Here is a 17,424-nt window from a genome sequence, read left to right on the forward strand (position 1 = left end):
GATAAAAAGGTCTTAATATATTTAAATTAAAAAAAATGAAGATTCATCTCAAAAACCCTTTCGTACTCATGTTATTCAGCTTTATGGCAGGAATGTTTATAACGGTTAGCTTTTTAGAAACTCCCTTGAAGTTTCAGGTACAGGGAATCACCTTAACAACAGCTTTAGGGTTGGGAAAAATTATGTTTGGAATCTCTACTAACATACAATGGATATTTTTGATCCTAATTATGATACTTATGCTAATTAGTCGTAAAAACTATACCAGAACCGACTTTATGATCTTTACAGCTTTAGTCTGTATCCTTGCTTCAGAACATCTTTGGATGTTGCCAATTCTGAATTCAAGAGTTGATTTACTTTCATCTGGTAAGCCTTTATCACCTACTCCACTGCATGATTATTTATTTATGCCGAAACAGGAAAAGCTATCCTTCTAATGCTTGCCATCATATTACAATTTAAAATTCAGTCTCATGAAAACAGATCCTATTGAAAAAATGTCTGCTCATTGGTTATTAGCTAAGATGGGCAAAAAAGTACTTCGTCCAGGTGGTATTGCCCTTACTCAGAAAATGTTATCGATGTTAAAAATAACAATCAATGATGATGTAGTAGAATTTGCTCCCGGCCTTGGGCAGACAGCACAAATAACCTTAAAAAAAAGACCAAAATCTTATACAGGGATCGATGCAGATGAAAATGCGATAAGCTATTTGAATAGAAAATTTGAAAAAAGTCCTGCTGTATTCCGATTGGGGAGCGCAGCACTAAGCTCTCTGTCTGAACAATCCGTTAACAAAGTGTATGGAGAAGCCATGCTGAGCATGCATGCGGATCACAGAAAATCTGAAATTATTCAGGAGGCTTCCAGAATTTTAATTCCAAAGGGATACTATGCGATTCATGAGCTTGCCTTAGCTCCTGATAGTTTGGATGAAAATGTAAAAGTACAGATACAAAAAGAACTCGCTGTAACCCTGAAAGTAAATACAAGACCATTAACGATCTCAGAGTGGACTCGTTTATTGGAAAAAGAAGGATTTGAAATTATAAAAGTGGAAACCGCTCCCATGAATCTTTTAAAACCTCAAAGAATCATCAGTGATGAAGGGTTTTCCGGATTTCTGAAAATTGCAGGGAATATCTTAACACAGCCTAGAATCCGATCCAGGATCATAAGAATGAGTAAAACTTTTAAAAAATATGAGGATTGCCTTTGCGCGGTTGCCATTCTTGCTCAGAAAAAATAATTATAAACGATACTCATTATGAAAACACAATTTTTTAATACCACAATTATCCTGGCTTTCAGTTCTATTTTATTATCCTGTTCAAAACCAGAAACCACGCCTATTCCACAAGCAGATCCATATTCTACACAGCAAACATCTCAACCTGTAGAAACTCCAGCCCCGCCGGTGGTTGCCAGTACAGCTTCTTTAGATGAAGGTTTAAAATTAATTCAGGGAATGGACTGCCTTACCTGCCACAAAACAGATGCAAAATTAATAGGCCCCTCCTATCAGGAAGTCGCTGCAAAATATACTGAAGCAGATATTGATAGGCTGGCTCAGAAAATCATTGAAGGGGGAAAAGGAAATTGGGGTGATATTCCAATGGCTCCTCATAATGGCTTGAGTAAAGACAACGCAAAACTTATGGTGAAATATATTCTTTCATTAAAGAAATAAAAAAAATTTAAAATAATAAAAGACAAAAAAGTATTATATTATGAACGCAAAAACAGATTTTATAGGAAATATGGTAGCTGAAGACTTCAGAACTGCTGCTATTTTTAAAAGACACGGAATCGATTTCTGCTGTAAAGGCGGAAGAACAATAGAAGAAGCATGTAGCAATAAAAAACTTGATCCGGAAAAAATTTATGAAGAGCTGGAAGCTCTCCCAAAAAATGACGGCACTTCTATCGACTTCAATAGCTGGCCACTGGATCTTCTGGCAGATTATATCGAGAAAACACACCATCGGTATGTGGAGGAAAAAACTTCCGTTTTACAGGCTTTTCTTGATAAATTATGCAAAGTTCACGGAGGCAGACATCCGGAATTATTTGAGATCAACGCCATATTTAATGAATCTGCTCACGATCTGGCAGCTCACATGAAAAAAGAAGAACTGATCCTGTTTCCTTTTGTAAGAAATATGATAAAATCCAAAACATCCGGAAACAACCTGGTACAACCGCCATTCGGAACAGTAGAAAATCCGGTGCATATGATGCAGCATGAACATACAGTAGAAGGAGACCGTTTCAGAAAAATTGCAGAGATTACTAACGAATACACTCCTCCTGCTGATGCGTGCAATACGTACAAAGTGGCTTTTGCTATGCTCCAGGATTTTGAAAATGACCTTCACAAACATATTCATCTTGAAAATAATATTCTTTTCCCGAAAGCTATCCAATTGGAAAAAGAATTTAGTATTGAACCTTAAAAACTGATATCAAATGACACCTAAAAAACTTTGGAGATGGCTTGCTGTAGTAATGGTTGCTTCGTTTGCTGTCCTTATATTTTACGGAACTGAAATTTACAGGAAAATCCCTCCTATTCCTAATCAGGTCGTAAGCACCGATGGTACAGTACTTGCTACGGGACAGGACATTAAAGACGGACAGAATGTTTGGCAATCTATTGGAGGACAAACCGTAGGAAGTATATGGGACATGGTGCCTATATTGCTCCCGACTGGACTGCCGATTACCTTCACAGAGAATCTCTTCTCCTGCTTGATGAGCTGGCTAAAAAAGATAATAAGATCTATAAAGAACTGCCTGATGACGAACAGGCAAAATATCAGGTATTGCTGAAAAAGGAACTTCGCACCAATACTTTTGATGAAGGAAAAAATGCAATCATATTCTCCCCGGAAAGAGCAAAAGTACAGAAGCTGCTTTCTCAATATTACTCAAAATTATTCATGAATGACCCTTCCATGGCGCAGCTACGTGATCAGTATGCTATTCCAAAAAATACAGTCAAAGATAGTGGAAGAATGTCTCAAATGAGCGCTTTTTTCGCCTGGAGTACATGGGTATGCATTACAGAACGTCCCGGGGATAATGTCACTTATACCAATAACTGGCCGCACGATGAGTCTGTAGGCAATGTTCCACCACCTTCTTTACACTTATGGTCAGGATTCAGTATATTATTATTGCTGGCTTCCGTCGGGCTGTTGGTGTTCTATCATGCCAGAAATAAAGAAGAAGAAATCAGTGAAGCTCTTCCTATTGAAGACCCATTACGAAATATGAAGCCTACTCCATCTATGAAAGCTACTCTGAAATATATCTGGGTAGTTGCATTACTGATACTGGTACAGATGCTTGCCGGAGTCATTACCGCTCATTATGGAGTGGAAGGAAGCGGATTCTATGGAATTCCTCTGGATGAGTTCTACCCCAGTCAGTTTCCAGAAGCTGGCATGTACAATTAGCCATCTTCTGGATTGCCACTTCATGGCTGGCTACAGGGCTATATATTGCTCCGGCGGTATCCGGACATGAGCCGAAATATCAAAAATTAGGAGTCAATATCCTGTTTGGAGCATTATTAATTGTTGTATTAGGATCTTTAACCGGACAATGGCTTGGGGTCATACAAAAATTGGGACTGGTTGATAATTTCCTATGGGGTCATCAGGGCTATGAATATGTAGAATTGGGAAGAATCTGGCAGATTTTATTGCTTATCGGGTTAATTCTTTGGTTGGTTTTAATGGTAAGAGCTCTTCTTCCTGCACTAAAACGTAAAGATGGTGATCGTCATTTATTGCTTTTATTTACACTTTCTTCTGTGGCAATTGCTATGTTCTATGGTGCCGGACTTATGTATGGAAGACAAACCCATATGGCAATTGCAGAATATTGGAGATGGTGGGTGGTTCACCTTTGGGTAGAAGGCTTCTTCGAGGTTTTTGCCACAGTGGTTGCTGCTTTTCTGTTTACAAGATTAGGGTTATTACGATTAAAGTCTGCCACCAATTCAGTGTTATTTTCCACTATTATTTTCCTGGCAGGAGGTATTCTGGGAACATTTCATCACTTATATTTCAGTGCAACGCCTACCGCAGTACTTGCATTAGGAGCTACTTTCAGTGCGTTGGAAATTGTACCTCTTGTATTGATTGGATATGAAGCTTATCAAAACTACCAGCTAAGTAAATCTACCCAGTGGATCAAAGCTTACAAATGGCCTATCTATTGTTTTATTGCCATGTGCTTCTGGAATTTCCTGGGAGCCGGAATCTTTGGATTCGCCATCAACCCTCCTATTGCCTTATATTATATTCAGGGATTAAACACCACTGCTGTACATGGTCATGCAGCCCTGTTTGGAGTATATGGAATTTTAGGAATCGGATTGATGATGTTTGTACTTCGGGGCCTTTATCCTGATCGTGAGTGGAATGACAAATTAATAGGCTGGGCTTTCTGGTTAACCAATATCGGATTACTGGTGATGGTGACTATCAGCCTTCTTCCGATAGGAATAATGCAATCCGTGGCTTCTATTAAAGAAGGATATTGGTATGCACGTTCTGCAGAGTTTATGCAGACAGACATCATGCATTTCTTACGATGGATGAGGGTTCCAGGTGATATTTATTGGCTGCCGGAGAACTGTTGCTTGTTATTTTCATTATCGGATTAAAATTTGGATGGTCATTGAAAGAAAAACGTTAACTCATCTTCATTAAACCTTCTAGGCTTGAAAATCTACAGGGTTTAATATTTTTTATCTCTTCTAAAATTAAAACAACATGAAACGTAATGAAAATATTGTTCTTCTTTCAAGAGATCATCATTCCGGATTGCTTTGCAGCTGGAAAATAAGACAGGGAATAAAAAAAGAAATTGAATCTAACCGAATTAAAAAGTATATTCTTTATTTTTTTGAAGATCATCTGGAAGATCATTTCAGAGAGGAAGAAGAAATTCTTTGTCCTTATTTTGAGGATGAATATACAGAGCGCATCCGATCAGAACATCAACAGATAAAGGTATTGGTTTGTCAAATTAAAGATTCGGAAGCAGCTCATTTATTTTCTGATTTTGCAGACCTTCTTGAACAGCATATCCGCTTTGAGGAACGGAATTGGTTTCCCCATTTAGAAGAAAAGTTAGATCGTTCTGTACTGAATACGATAGGAAAAAAACTAGATCATATTCATACTGATAAAAAAGATATGTATATTGATGAATTCTGGAAATAGTTTCCATATATTATAATATATAAACCATTAAGGAGATAAAGCTCAGAATGTACAAGGTAAAATCAAAGATTTTAAAACGAAACTATAAAAACAAAATCCTTAGTCCTGAGTATTTATCTGACCTTAATGGTTATATTTTTTATTATTGAGTAGCTTTCATAATCGCTGTGGTGATCTGCTGTTCTTTCTTTTTTGAATAGGTAGAGTCAAAAGGCTCCATTACATTAAACAAATACTGATAAAAAGGAGCAATCTGCTGAACATTTTCAGCTTCTTTCATCGCCTTTTCTTTATCCATCTGCTGAAGCTTTTTAATAAACACATTGAATTTCTTATCTATCGGCTCTACAGACTTCAGTAAATAGTTTTGTGCTTTTTCATTTTGTCCCAACTTTTTGTAAGCTTCTACCACTGCAGAAACCACAAGGGCATATTCCATCGGTTTAGACCTCATCTGCCTTCTGGCTGCTGCGCGAAACTTGGGCGAAAGATTCAGATAATAATCATATTCATTAAAAATGTCCTTTATAAGGTTTGCAGCCATTTGAAGTCCTTTCTGTTCCTGTCCTGCCACAATAGAAGCTGTTATAATGGAACTTAATGTTCGCGGATCATTATATTTTTCAGCAGGAATTTCATTATTAACAAGATCTAGTATTTCCATTGCTTTAGCTTTCTGCCCACTTGCAACCAGTCCTAAAACGGCTCGGTTTGCAGATGTTCTGTACCCTATAATATTGGACGTAGCGGTTTCATCATAATAAATACTCAAATCTTTAAAATTTCCCCATTTAAAATTCTTTACGATATGATAAAGAGAATTAGCATCCACTCTACCTTTATCTCCATCTTCTGCCTGAAGAGTCTGAATAGGAATTAATCTATAACTAAAACCGTCAAACTGTAGATAATTATCAAGATAAAAGATATTCTGACTATCATACATTCCGCCTGAAGAAAAATTAATCGGACGTTTCCAATCGAAATTAGCTAACATATCCAACATAATAAGATGGCTTTTATAAAGAGTATTGGCTTCATAATTAATCGTTATCTGATCTACTGTATTGGGAAGGTCAGACGGATTAATAATTCCCGACTTTACAGCATTCTCCTTATTGACAGGAAGAATAAAATTGTGTACCGGAATAATATTGTATTTTTCATATTCTTTTTCCCCAAAATACATTTTCAACAGCTCGTCTTTTGCCGGAGACTTATATTTAAGAAACTTAAGCGCATCTTTTAATGTCATTGAATCCTGAGTCAGAAATTTTCTGAATTCCTGAAACTCAGTCTCGGGAGCTCCCTGTTCTTTTAACATGGCAAAAAGGCCTTCCCAGTCTTCCTTTTTCATAAGATACACCTGATCATTTACGCCATCTCGGTAATCCTCATGAGTTAATTCACCAGGAACAGCCATAGCATTATATGTTCTTCTTTTTACCTGATCGATGTTCCATGGAGTGGCCAACATGGTGAAATTTACTGTTTTTACATCGTCCCGAAGCCTTTCTGTTTCCTGAATTCCCCAAACCGGATAGGTATCATTATCTCCATAAATGAAAACAATATCATTTTTAGGTAAAGATGCCAAGATAGAATAGGCAGAGTCATATGCAGCAGATTTTCGGCTTCTATCATGGGGAACATAGTTCTGGAAACCCATCATAAAAGGAATTCCCAGCAAGACTATTCCCAATGCAATATTCACTGCATTAGATTTTATTCTGGATTGAATAAACCACAAAATTGATCCTGCCCCCAATCCTATCCAAATAGCAAAAGCATAGAATGAGCCTACCATGGCATAGTCCCTTTCTCTTACTTCAAATGGTTTTACACCCGTATAAAAAACAATCCCTACACTGGTCACGATAAATAGCGATAAAAGTGCATAAAACCTTCCAAAATCTCTGTTCAACTGAAAGAAGAAGCCAACCAGTCCCAAGATAAGGGGAAAAAAGAAGAATTTTACAGTACTTTCATTTTTAAATTTAGCCGGTATATTATCCTGATTTCCTAATAAGGCATTGTCTATAAAAGAAAAACCGGAAATCCAATTTCCATGGGTGTTTTCCAGATGTCCCTGAAAATCATTCTGTCTTCCTACGAAATTCCACATCAGGTATCTTACAAAATAATAGCCATTTTGAAAGGAAAAGAAATAGTTCATATTCTGACTCAATGAAGGTCTTTGAACATTGATAAGGTCATAAGGTTTCACCTTCATATAATCGTCAACTGTGATAGAATCATCTTCATATTTAGCTCTTAATTCATCAAAAATCTGTTTCGCCTGTGGATTGTCTGCTACATCCTCATTAGCATCATTGAACGTAAAATCAGGAGCTCCATACATCGAAATATAATTAGCCATTACCTCTTTATCTTCACTAAACATCCTAGGCATGAAACTTATATGGGACTTATTGTAGACGTAATTAAATCGTTCTCCGGTTTTTCTGTACGTTTGGGTCTTTTCATCCTTTTCGTACATATCTCCGGTTACTTTCCTTTTATAGCTTCCGTCTTCATTCTTTTCCAATCCTTTCTTATCAAGAGCTGCCGTATAATTTTGTCCATAAATAGTAGGCCAGTCTCCGTACTGTTCCCTATTGTAATAGTCCTTCATCCCAATAGCAGTATCAGGATTATTAAGATTCATAGGCGGATTGGCATTTGCCCTGATCGGAATTACCAGCCAGCATGAAAAGCCTATCATCATATATACGATGGATAAAACAATGGTTTGATAAATTTTCTTTTTTGTTTTTCTGGCATACATAATCAACCCATAACAAATGCCCGTCATCACAACAAAAGCGACAATCGTCCCGGAATGGAAAGGAAGTCTTAAACCGTTTACAAAGAAGATCTCCAGCTGCCCAAACAACGTCATAATCAACGGAAAAATAATTTTAAAAACAAATGCAAGAACGCACAATGTAACCAGGTTGGCTATGATAAAACTTTTCCAGGTAAATGTATAGTTTCTGGCGTAATAGATCAGGCATATGGCCGGAATAGCCAACATACACATCATATGTACTCCCACCGAAAGTCCAATAATAAAGAAAATAAGAATGATCCATCTTTCATTATCTGCTGCATTATATTCATTTTCCCATTTCGTAATCAGCCAAATGAGCAATGCAATAAACAGAGAAGCCATAGAATACACCTCTCCTTCTACCGCTGAAAAACCCAAAACGTATCTGAAAAATGTAAAAACATAAAGCTCCTATAACTCCTGCAAAACAGAATCGAAATTTCCTGATGCTTTGTAATTTCTTCAAAATCCTTATTGAGAAGTCTCCTTAAAAAATGAGTAATCGTCCAGAACAGAAACAAAATAGTTAATGCACTGAAAAGTGCTGACATTGCATTGATCACAATAGAATAATTACTGCTATCTCCTAATGCAAAGATACTGGCCACCGCTCCCACAATCTGAAATAAAGCAGCTCCCGGAGCGTGTGTTACTTCAAGTTTTGCCCCCGAAGATATATACTCCCCACAATCCCAAAAACTCAGGAAATGTTCCATAGTGGAGAAATAAGTAATCAATGCAATAGCGAAAAGGAACCAGCCCAGTACGGTGTTCCATTTTTTAAAAGACCAGTTTTTCATATAATATTTTCCAATATTAGTATGACAACTGACAGGAAAGGTTTATTACATCAACCTGTGATTTTTTTTTACAAAATCGTAAATGAGGCATGAGAATGGAAGCGCGGAACTGAAAGTTGTTGACATATAAATTATAGCCCAGCTATTTAAATTGACTCATGCTGACTTATATTAAATATTAAGTCTAATAGTAACTTCCAGCCTCTCACTTCCTGCTTCCAGCCATATCAATTAAACTTTTTAATAGGTATTATTCAGTCCTCCATCCAAAGGAATACTTGTTCCGGTAAGATAAGAGGAATATTCTGAAGCGAGAAAAGCTACCAGATGACCATATTCTTCCGGTTTTCCGAATCTTTTCATTGGAATTTTATTTTCTCGGTTTTTTCTGATGTCTTCCTCAGAAATACCTGACTGTTGAGATTCATGGTTCACGAGCTTTTTAATACGTTCGGTATCAAAATAGCCTGTTAAAATATTATTGACGGTAATATGATGCTGGGCTACTTCGTTGGATAAAGTCTTTGCCCATGCCACTACTGCTGACCGTATGGAATTGGAAAGGGCAAGGTTTCCGATAGGTTCTTTTACAGAAAGTGAAGAAACATTAATGATTCGTCCATTTTTCTGTTCAATCATATGAGGTAAAGCCAATAAGGTTGTTTCACAGACTGTTTTAAATAAGAGATCAAAAGCTTTCTGATAATCCGAGACCTTTTTATCAACAGCAAGTCCCGGTTCCGGGCCATTGGTATTGTTTACCAAAATATCGATGGAGTGTGTACTAAAATATTGTGTAATGATTTGTTGATAGCTTTTAAAATCTGAAAAATCAGCTACCAGATATTCATGTTTCTGATCCGGGTTTACTTTTGGTAATCTTGCTACGAAATCTTGAAGTTTTGTTTCGTTGCGAGCCATGACCGTAACATTGGCACCACATTTAGCCAGCTCAATGGCAATTCCGGCTCCTATTCCTTGTGTAGCTCCTCCTACGAGCGCATTTTTGAAGAAAGTTGAATATTCATATCCTTTATATCATTACAAATTAGCTTATATAAAGGTAAGAAAAGCCTCAGTTAAAAAAAGGGTTACCCATAGAATATTATCATTATAACCTTGATATATAATAAAAACACCAGCTAAAGCCAGTGTTATATTTGTGTTATTAGAATTTTCGTTATTACAACGCCTGATATGTGAGCTTATAAAGAATTAATCTCCTATTCGGAAAACCAACAATTGGGTAGATGTTGCAGCCAGACTCATACCTGCTCCTGAACAGTTACCAGATTGCCCCCTTCCAAGAGTTATTGTCCATGTTCTATTGGCTGGAACTGTGGTGGCGTAAGTTATGGTTCCTCCATGATTGGAAAGAGCTCCCTCAATATGTGAAGCCGTATTATGGATTCTGGTCGTTCCTGTATTGAGAGGAAATCTACAAAGTACGAGCTGATATTGCAACCTGTGGCATTATGTATAGCCTCATACACAAAGGTTATCTGATAAGTTCCTGCCGGAAAAGTAATTGTGCTTGTTCCTGCATTAAAACTCATTCCCGAAATAGAGTTTTTAACGACAGACATAGGAACTACCTGTGATCCTCCGGCACCTTGCGCCTGCAAGAAATTGGCTTGTGCTGTTTCCAGTCGGAAAACTGCCGGGTTGGGAATAGATAAAGCGCCTAATGTACCAATATTTTTTACAACTCCGGTAGCATCCACTACCATTAAGGGATCTGTGGTCGTATTTCCAGTAGTAAGTCCCTGCAAACGTAGAGGATCAGTTCCATTGATATGCAGTTTATTTGTGGGAGCTGTAATACCAATTCCCATATTTCCTGCTGCAGTTACGGCAACATCATTGGCTTGCTGAGCGACAGACGGAACTCCGGTAGCCGGATTATCTTTGGCTGCATCAATGTTAAAAACGCCTTGTGGATTGGAAGTTTGAATCCCTACTTGCGCTTGTAAGAAATAGAGATTCCCAATCAAAAGAAATAAAAGGATGTGTGCTTGTTTCATAATAAATTCTTTTTCTGATTATTATTTAAAATATATTTTACCAAACTAAGGATACAAAATTTAATTAGATACAATTTTAGCGGTATTTTCAAGTAAATCACCTTAAAGAGAATAACAAATTTAATAAATAATATTCAAAAATAATCAAATATAAGTATCAAATTATTTTTAAATAATGTTATTTAAATTTATTTATAACCCCATAAAAACAAGCTAATAAAGCAGTTAAATAAGATAAAAAACAAACAATAACAGAATTAATATAAATGTAACAAATAAACATTATGCCCATAAAAAAATCACAACCTCTGAAACATTCAAAGGTTGTGATTTAAAATATAATTTTATCAATTATTGAACAACTGTAGCTTCCAGTTCCACTTTTAGGGTTTCAAACAGGCCATTGACTTCCAGCATAGTAACCGTCTGTTCAATAGAGTGTAAGGCAATCCACTCCTGGAGAATAGGAAAATGAGGCCATAACTCCTGAGTTGAAGTGGTATAGATATTTAATCTCACAATTCCTTTGCATGCATAGCCTGCTGTTGTGATTACTTCTTCAAGATTGGCTATTGCCTGCTCCAGCTGACTTTTCATATCCTTATTGCTTGAGGTTCCATCAGGATCAATAGCTGCCTGTCCTGAGCAGTATAAAGTACTTTCTACATTTTTTACCTCTACGGCCTGAGCATAGCTTCTTTCATTCTGCCATGTCCACGGGTTGATAATTCTTTTTTCCATTGCTTTTACAGAATTTTATGATCTGTTACATGGCAAAATTGCAGAATAAAGACCTCAAAATTCTGTGATTCCAATCACGATTATAAAGTGACGAATATCACAGCTTATAAAGGTAGACGGCTTAGTGTTTCTCGGGAAACTCCCAGATAAGCAGCAAGTAATGATTTTGGGACACGCTGTACCAGAGACGGATATTTTTCTAATAATTGCTCGTAGCGTTCTTTTATTCCTGTTGTCATTGTGGAAATAATCCGTTGTTGTGCTGAAATAAATCCCAGATAAGCCTTTTCCAGAAAGAAGTGTTCCATTTTAGGATGAATACTACAAATTTTTCTGTAGTTTTCAAGAGTGAGACATAATACTTCAGTATCTTCTACACATTCCAATGACATGGTTGCTTTTTGGTTCTGATAATAAGCTGCAAAATCAGTTTCCCACCAATCTTCCATCGCAAACCCTACGATATGTTCTTTTCCGGATTCATCGGTATAAACCAATTTTAAAAGCCCCTTCAATACAAAGTAATTATAAGGTACAGCCTCTCCTTCCTGTATTAAAAATTGGTGTTTCTTGTATTTTTTATAAGCAAAACAGGAAGATACATATTCAAATTCTTTATCACTGAGAGGAAGTATTTTTTCGATATGGGTTCTTAACTGATCTGACATATTCTATTTCTTGGAACTATAAAAGTACCATTTTTTCATGAAGGAGATCAGCATCAGTATTTGTACATTAGTAATAATCTGTACTGCTTTTATATTCTTTATGTATTGCGCTCCATACAGATATAAGAAAAATTCTTTTTATCATAAAAAACTTCTACAAAAGGTTCATCCTGTAACCCGAACTGGAAAAGAAACTCCAGATCTTCATTCCATTGCATAGGTGCATCATCTTCCGGCCAGGTCATTGCCCATCCCCCCTGAAAAGCAAAAACTCCATCATTGGAGTAAATAGGATGAGAATCCATCCAGATATCAGTGTATTCATCTGTAGAGAAAGCCAACAAGCTGGAAAGATCATTCTTATCACCCTCGTTTTCAATAATCCATTGCTGAACTTCTTGATCTCCATAATGCATTAATGTTTCAAATGGCGGATAGATTTCTATCTCTCTGTTTGTTAAAGCAGTATAAGCATTTAAGTCAATGGAATTTATATTAATCGGTAAAAAAGTGAATTCTTCCTGTTCTTCTATAAGCCCCATCCATTGATCTGAGTGTTTTACGATAAAACGAAGAGAGTTATCTTCATGGGTATAAGCTGTTTTTTCATCCTGATCATTAGCCAAAATAAACAATTGGGCTTTACGGATTAGGGGTTGAGCTTTTTCCTTCAGTTGATTTATATTCATAATAAGGAGTGAAAATGGTATTAAATAATTTTCTTTCGATTCAAAAATAGCGATCTTAAAGTTCTTATTTCAGTTCATGTTAAGTTATAAAAGGATAATTTTCACTCAGCGTAGGATGAATACCATTCAACGCTTTATAAAACCCTTCTCTTATTACTCCTGGAATATCTTCATGTTCATCAAAATATGCGTCCAACTGCTGAATAACGAATGCCATCTGCAGCCACTGCTCAAAATTGATATTCATAGGCTGCAACTTTTCATCGTAATCATGATCATAAAAAAAGACTATCCCTTCTTTATCCATAAACCATTGATCCCCTTGCCCATTTCCTGCAAAGCACCAATGATCGGGCAATACAAATTCTTTATTGTTATTGAAGGCTTCCACTGCATTATATAAAATAGTTTCTGTAGAAATTTCCGTGGTTTTTATTAAAGTAACCAGTTTTTTATAGTATTCAGGGAAAGGAAAATCAACGATTTCAGGAAAGTTTTGTAAGTTTTCTTTTTCTTTGAGAATCTCTAATTCTATTTCTTCAATGGGCACTATTTTAAATAAAATCATGGTTAGGCTTTGTCTGAAGTTTGTAATGTAAATTCAATATTCAAATGGTATTTTTTCACCAGATCTACAAAGGCCTGCGTAACCAATTTAACCCCTTTATTTCATCCTGAACAGCATATTTCACATTCAAGAAAAGCGGATCTTCAAAGGCAAGTCCCATTCCTTCAAAATCTTTTACCATAGATGCTGATTTTAGAAATAAAGCAGCATATACAGGAATCAATTGCCCTTTCAGCAGGCATGGAATAAACTCAATTTCATCCTGAAGCTCGGTTTTTAAAATGGCAACTGCCTTCTCAGAAAACAAATCACCAACACCACCGGTATAGCAGGTGTAGATATCATATTGCTTCAAAAAATCATTCAGATTCAGGAGATACTGATCTGTAAACTCTTCCTTAATAGGGATACAATTGTTTCTCATCGAAAGTTTCCGACATTCAGGAAGTTGAAATTTATCAAAAATATCTCCTTTTTTATCTATCACTGAGAAATAATAATCTTCTTTTGGATGAAAGGAAAACAAGGTATATAAATTCATATTTTTTTTCATGGGTATGAGCCGGATATATTCTCAACTACTCAAAATGCTTATTATATTGCTATTATTTATTTCAATAGTGAATCAATTTGCTCATAAAAAGAGTCTTTGCTGTAATCTGCTACTCCGGTATGGTGAAGGCGGATTTCTCCTTTTTTATCCAGTACAACAGTAGTAGGTAATGAACCATTATAGAGTTCTTCCGGAATACTGCCTGCAGGCGTTATAAAAGGAACGGTAAATCCTTTGTTCTTTATATAATTTTTCCCCAGAGCAAGATTATCATCCAGATTTACCGTAAGAAATACCATATCCGGATGCGATTTATATCGATCATACAATTTCTGAACAGAAGGAAATTCTGCCCGACAAGGAGGACACCATGAAGCCCAGAAGTTGATAAAGACCACTTTATTTTTAAGTTGAGAAGGATCAATAAGAGTTCCATCTTCATTCTTTACCATCAAGCCGCTATAGGCCGCTACGTTTCCAGGCTTATCTACAGATTCGGAAATACTTGAATTAAGAATCCCAGTTGATGCTACCTGCCTCATCAACCATGCTTTGGCATCAGGATTCACCAATATAATGATCAATACAACCACCATAACAACCGTAGACCAATGCGTCCTTATCCATTTTTTTAAATCTTCCATACTTATACCCTATAAACGTATTTAACAAAAATAGAATTTTTATTGCTTTCATAGCCATAGAAAACGATCCATCATCTCTACTTTCTCAAATTAAAAGAAAAAAATAGAACAATTACTCTAATTCATTGCTATGCTTCACATAAGTTACATTATATTTGTTCCCAAATTACTTGAATGAGGATAAGAACGATGAAGCTGAAAATTAATTTATTCAATAACAGCACTTTGTCTGTAACTAATTCTCTATTCTTTCAACTAATCAACAGGAAACAATAAACTCCACTACAATATAGAAGAGATCTACTACTTTTTTAATAAAAACTAATGCAAACATCTTTTTTCAAAATTACTGCCGCCACTGCTGCGCTCTGTTTTAGCACTCTGGTGATGGCCCAACAGCAAACCCGCTCTGTAAGCGGAACAGTGAAGGATAAAAAAAACGGCGAATTGCTGATTGGTGTAACGGTAAAAGTAAGCGATGATCCCTCGATTAACGTTGTAGCCAATGAATACGGATTCTACTCCCTTTCCCTTCCGGAAGGCGACCATACTATTATTATTTCCTATCCCGGGTATCGAGATTTTGAACAGCAGATCAAAGTTGATCAAAATATAAAACTGGATCTTTTCCTTAATCAGGAAGAGCAAAAATCTAATGCTATAGATGAAGTCGTTGTTTCTGGAGTTAAAAAGGATAAGAATCTTTCAAGTGCCCAAATGGGAACGGAAACATTAAACATCAAAAGTATAGAAAAACTTCCTGTATTATTTGGTGAAAAGGACGTTATGAAAACCATACAGCTTCTTCCGGGGATCAAAAGTAATGGTGAAGGAAGCAGTGGATTCAGTGTACGAGGAGGTGCTACAGACCAAAACCTTATCCTTCTGGATGAAGCTCCGGTGTATAATGCCTCACATTTACTTGGTTTCTTCAGTACATTCAACAGTGATGCTTTGAAGGATGCCAGTATTATCAAAGGAAATAGCCCGGCTCAGTATGGAGGTCGTCTTTCTTCGGTGATGGACGTAAAAATGAAGGACGGAAACAACCAAAATTATAATGTCAACGGTGGAATCGGACTGATTAGCAGCAGGCTGAGTGTAGAAGGTCCACTTCAGAAAGAAAAGTCCTCTTTTATTGTATCAGGAAGAAGAACGTACGCGGATCTATTCCTTAAATCTTCTAAAGATTATAAAGACAACAAATTATATTTTTATGATCTTAACCTGAAAGCCAACTATCAGATCAATGAAAATAACCGTATTTATCTTTCGGGGTATTTCGGAAGAGATGTATTAGGATTGGGAGATACATTCAATACCGATTGGGGAAATACGACAGCCACATTACGATGGAACAGTATTATCAACAGTAAATTATTCTCTAATACGTCCTTTATCTACAGCAATTACGATTACAAAATCAGTCTGAAAAATAATGAAAGTGAGTTCAACTTAAATTCAAAGATTCAGGACTGGAATCTTAAGCAGGACTTTACCTGGTTTGCCGGGAATAAGCATTCTGTACGTTTCGGTCTGCAATCTATTTATCATACATTGACACCAAGCAGTGCTTCCGGAACCATTGTCAATTCATATTCAAGAAGCCCTAGATATTCTTGGGAAATGCGGTATATATTAATGATGATTTTAAAGCAACAGAAAAACTTACCATCAATTATGGGATGAGACTTTCTCTATTCAGTGTATTGGGTGGAGATACTTTCAATACGTATGAAAATGGTATACTTACAGGAAGCCAATATTTAGAAAAAGGAAAATTTGGTAAAACATACACCAATCTTGAACCGCGTATTACAGCCAATTACCGAATCAATGAAGTGAGCAGTGTGAAAGGTGGTTATTCCAGAAACACCCAGAATCTTCACCTTCTCAGCAACAGCAGCAGTGGGAATCCTACCGATCAGTGGATTGGAAGCAGCTATTCTGTAAAACCTGAGATTGCAGATCAGATCAGTGTAGGATACAGCAGAAATTTCAATAATAACAATTATGAAGTGAATGCTGAGATCTATTATAAATCCATGCAAAATCAGATCGACTTCAAAAATGGTGCTCAGATTGGGTTCAGTACTGCAGCAGATGTGGAAAGTGAATTACTATTTGGAAAAGGAAGGGCTTACGGACTTGAACTTATTGCCAAAAAGAAAAGTGGAAAGCTAACAGGCTGGATCTCCTATACCCTATCTAAAACGGAAAGAAAGATTGATGGAATTAATGATAATCAATGGTACAACGCCAGAATGGATAAAACCCATGATTTGTCTATTGTAGCGACTTATCAACTTAACCCAAGGTGGACTCTTTCCGGATTGTTCCTTTATAGCACAGGAAATGCAGTGACCTTCCCTGTCGGAAAATATGAACTTAACGGGCAGACCATATTCCAATATAACAGTAGAAATGCTGACAGAATGCCTGCTTATCACAGAATGGATCTTAGTGCTACTTATGAACCGGAATCGAATAAGCGCTTCCGCGGATCATGGACATTCGGAATTTATAACCTGTACGGTCGTGAAAATGCTTACACCATTACTTTCGAAGACAATCCAAACAATCCGGGAACAACACGCGCTATGCAGACTTCCCTATTCCGTTGGGTACCTAACATCACTTACAATTTCAAATTTTAAATC

General features: G+C 36.5%; 16 protein-coding genes and 2 pseudogenes. 8 read left to right on the forward strand and 10 right to left on the reverse strand.

All coding sequences use genetic code 11. The annotated features are described in order from the left end of the window. Positions 1-35: 35 nt before the first annotated feature. The 6 genes and pseudogenes from QWZ06_RS16385 (at position 36) to QWZ06_RS16410 (ending at position 5,244) form a co-directional block, all read left to right on the forward strand. Positions 36-440 carry a hypothetical protein gene (locus tag QWZ06_RS16385; protein WP_290299656.1) on the forward strand — a complete coding sequence of 135 codons (405 nt, stop codon included), beginning with the start codon at positions 36-38 and terminating at the stop codon, positions 438-440. A 36-nt stretch (positions 441-476) separates the two neighbouring features. Further along, a complete protein-coding gene (locus QWZ06_RS16390; RefSeq protein ID WP_290299658.1) occupies positions 477-1,253 on the forward strand; it encodes a class I SAM-dependent methyltransferase in 777 nt (258 codons plus the stop codon). An 18-nt stretch (positions 1,254-1,271) separates the two neighbouring features. Then, positions 1,272-1,694, forward strand: a complete 423-nt coding sequence (locus QWZ06_RS16395) for a c-type cytochrome (protein WP_290299660.1) — start codon at positions 1,272-1,274, stop codon at positions 1,692-1,694. 40 nt (positions 1,695-1,734) lie between these two features. Beyond that, complete coding sequence (ric, locus tag QWZ06_RS16400) at positions 1,735-2,460, forward strand: iron-sulfur cluster repair di-iron protein (protein WP_290299661.1); 726 nt, start codon at positions 1,735-1,737, stop codon at positions 2,458-2,460. Between the two features lie 13 nt (positions 2,461-2,473). After that, positions 2,474-4,714, forward strand: a pseudogene (locus QWZ06_RS16405) (nitric-oxide reductase large subunit). 77 nt (positions 4,715-4,791) lie between these two features. After that, positions 4,792-5,244: a hemerythrin domain-containing protein gene (locus QWZ06_RS16410; RefSeq protein ID WP_290299662.1), complete on the forward strand. Its 453-nt coding sequence runs from the start codon at positions 4,792-4,794 to the stop codon at positions 5,242-5,244. 142 nt (positions 5,245-5,386) lie between these two features. On the opposite strand, the gene QWZ06_RS16415 is transcribed toward QWZ06_RS16410, so the two are convergent. The 10 genes and pseudogenes from QWZ06_RS16415 to QWZ06_RS16455 all read right to left on the reverse strand — a co-directional run bounded on the left by QWZ06_RS16415 (position 5,387) and on the right by QWZ06_RS16455 (position 14,764). Beyond that, positions 5,387-8,290 (reverse strand): DUF2723 domain-containing protein, encoded by a 2,904-nt coding sequence (locus QWZ06_RS16415; RefSeq protein ID WP_494337517.1) that lies wholly within the window; start codon positions 8,288-8,290, stop codon positions 5,387-5,389. Continuing rightward, positions 8,291-8,877: pseudogene (locus QWZ06_RS28300) on the reverse strand (glycosyltransferase family 117 protein); the annotation flags it as partial. A gap of 240 nt (positions 8,878-9,117) precedes the next feature. After that, on the reverse strand, positions 9,118-9,852 hold the full coding sequence (locus QWZ06_RS16420) for an SDR family oxidoreductase (protein ID WP_290301377.1): 735 nt from the start codon (positions 9,850-9,852) through the stop codon (positions 9,118-9,120). A 377-nt stretch (positions 9,853-10,229) separates the two neighbouring features. Continuing rightward, positions 10,230-10,901, reverse strand: coding sequence for a hypothetical protein (locus QWZ06_RS16425; RefSeq protein ID WP_290299663.1), 672 nt, complete (start codon positions 10,899-10,901; stop codon positions 10,230-10,232). Between the two features lie 351 nt (positions 10,902-11,252). Then, positions 11,253-11,642 carry a RidA family protein gene (locus QWZ06_RS16430; RefSeq protein ID WP_290299664.1) on the reverse strand — a complete coding sequence of 130 codons (390 nt, stop codon included), beginning with the start codon at positions 11,640-11,642 and terminating at the stop codon, positions 11,253-11,255. 104 nt (positions 11,643-11,746) lie between these two features. Then, positions 11,747-12,310: a Crp/Fnr family transcriptional regulator gene (locus QWZ06_RS16435; protein ID WP_290299666.1), complete on the reverse strand. Its 564-nt coding sequence runs from the start codon at positions 12,308-12,310 to the stop codon at positions 11,747-11,749. 98 nt (positions 12,311-12,408) lie between these two features. Next, positions 12,409-12,999, reverse strand: a complete 591-nt coding sequence (locus tag QWZ06_RS16440) for a hypothetical protein (RefSeq protein ID WP_290299667.1) — start codon at positions 12,997-12,999, stop codon at positions 12,409-12,411. A gap of 79 nt (positions 13,000-13,078) precedes the next feature. Beyond that, positions 13,079-13,567 carry an SMI1/KNR4 family protein gene (locus QWZ06_RS16445; RefSeq protein WP_290299668.1) on the reverse strand — a complete coding sequence of 163 codons (489 nt, stop codon included), beginning with the start codon at positions 13,565-13,567 and terminating at the stop codon, positions 13,079-13,081. A 64-nt stretch (positions 13,568-13,631) separates the two neighbouring features. Continuing rightward, complete coding sequence (locus QWZ06_RS16450) at positions 13,632-14,108, reverse strand: hypothetical protein (protein WP_290299671.1); 477 nt, start codon at positions 14,106-14,108, stop codon at positions 13,632-13,634. A gap of 68 nt (positions 14,109-14,176) precedes the next feature. Beyond that, entirely contained in the window at positions 14,177-14,764 is a 588-nt protein-coding gene (locus QWZ06_RS16455) for a TlpA family protein disulfide reductase (RefSeq protein ID WP_290299672.1), read from the reverse strand. Positions 14,765-15,088: 324 nt separating this feature from the next. On the opposite strand from QWZ06_RS16455, the gene QWZ06_RS16460 reads away from it, so the two are divergent. Together QWZ06_RS16460 and QWZ06_RS16465 are read left to right on the forward strand one after the other, a co-directional pair. Continuing rightward, positions 15,089-16,453 carry a TonB-dependent receptor gene (locus QWZ06_RS16460; RefSeq protein WP_290299674.1) on the forward strand — a complete coding sequence of 455 codons (1,365 nt, stop codon included), beginning with the start codon at positions 15,089-15,091 and terminating at the stop codon, positions 16,451-16,453. Next, positions 16,384-17,421, forward strand: coding sequence for a TonB-dependent receptor plug domain-containing protein (locus QWZ06_RS16465; RefSeq protein ID WP_290299676.1), 1,038 nt, complete (start codon positions 16,384-16,386; stop codon positions 17,419-17,421). The genes QWZ06_RS16460 and QWZ06_RS16465 overlap by 70 nt, the downstream gene beginning before the upstream one ends. The last annotated feature ends 3 nt before the right edge of the window (positions 17,422-17,424 follow it).

The organism is Chryseobacterium tructae (assembly GCF_030409875.1).
GTDB classification, from domain to species: domain Bacteria; phylum Bacteroidota; class Bacteroidia; order Flavobacteriales; family Weeksellaceae; genus Chryseobacterium; species Chryseobacterium tructae.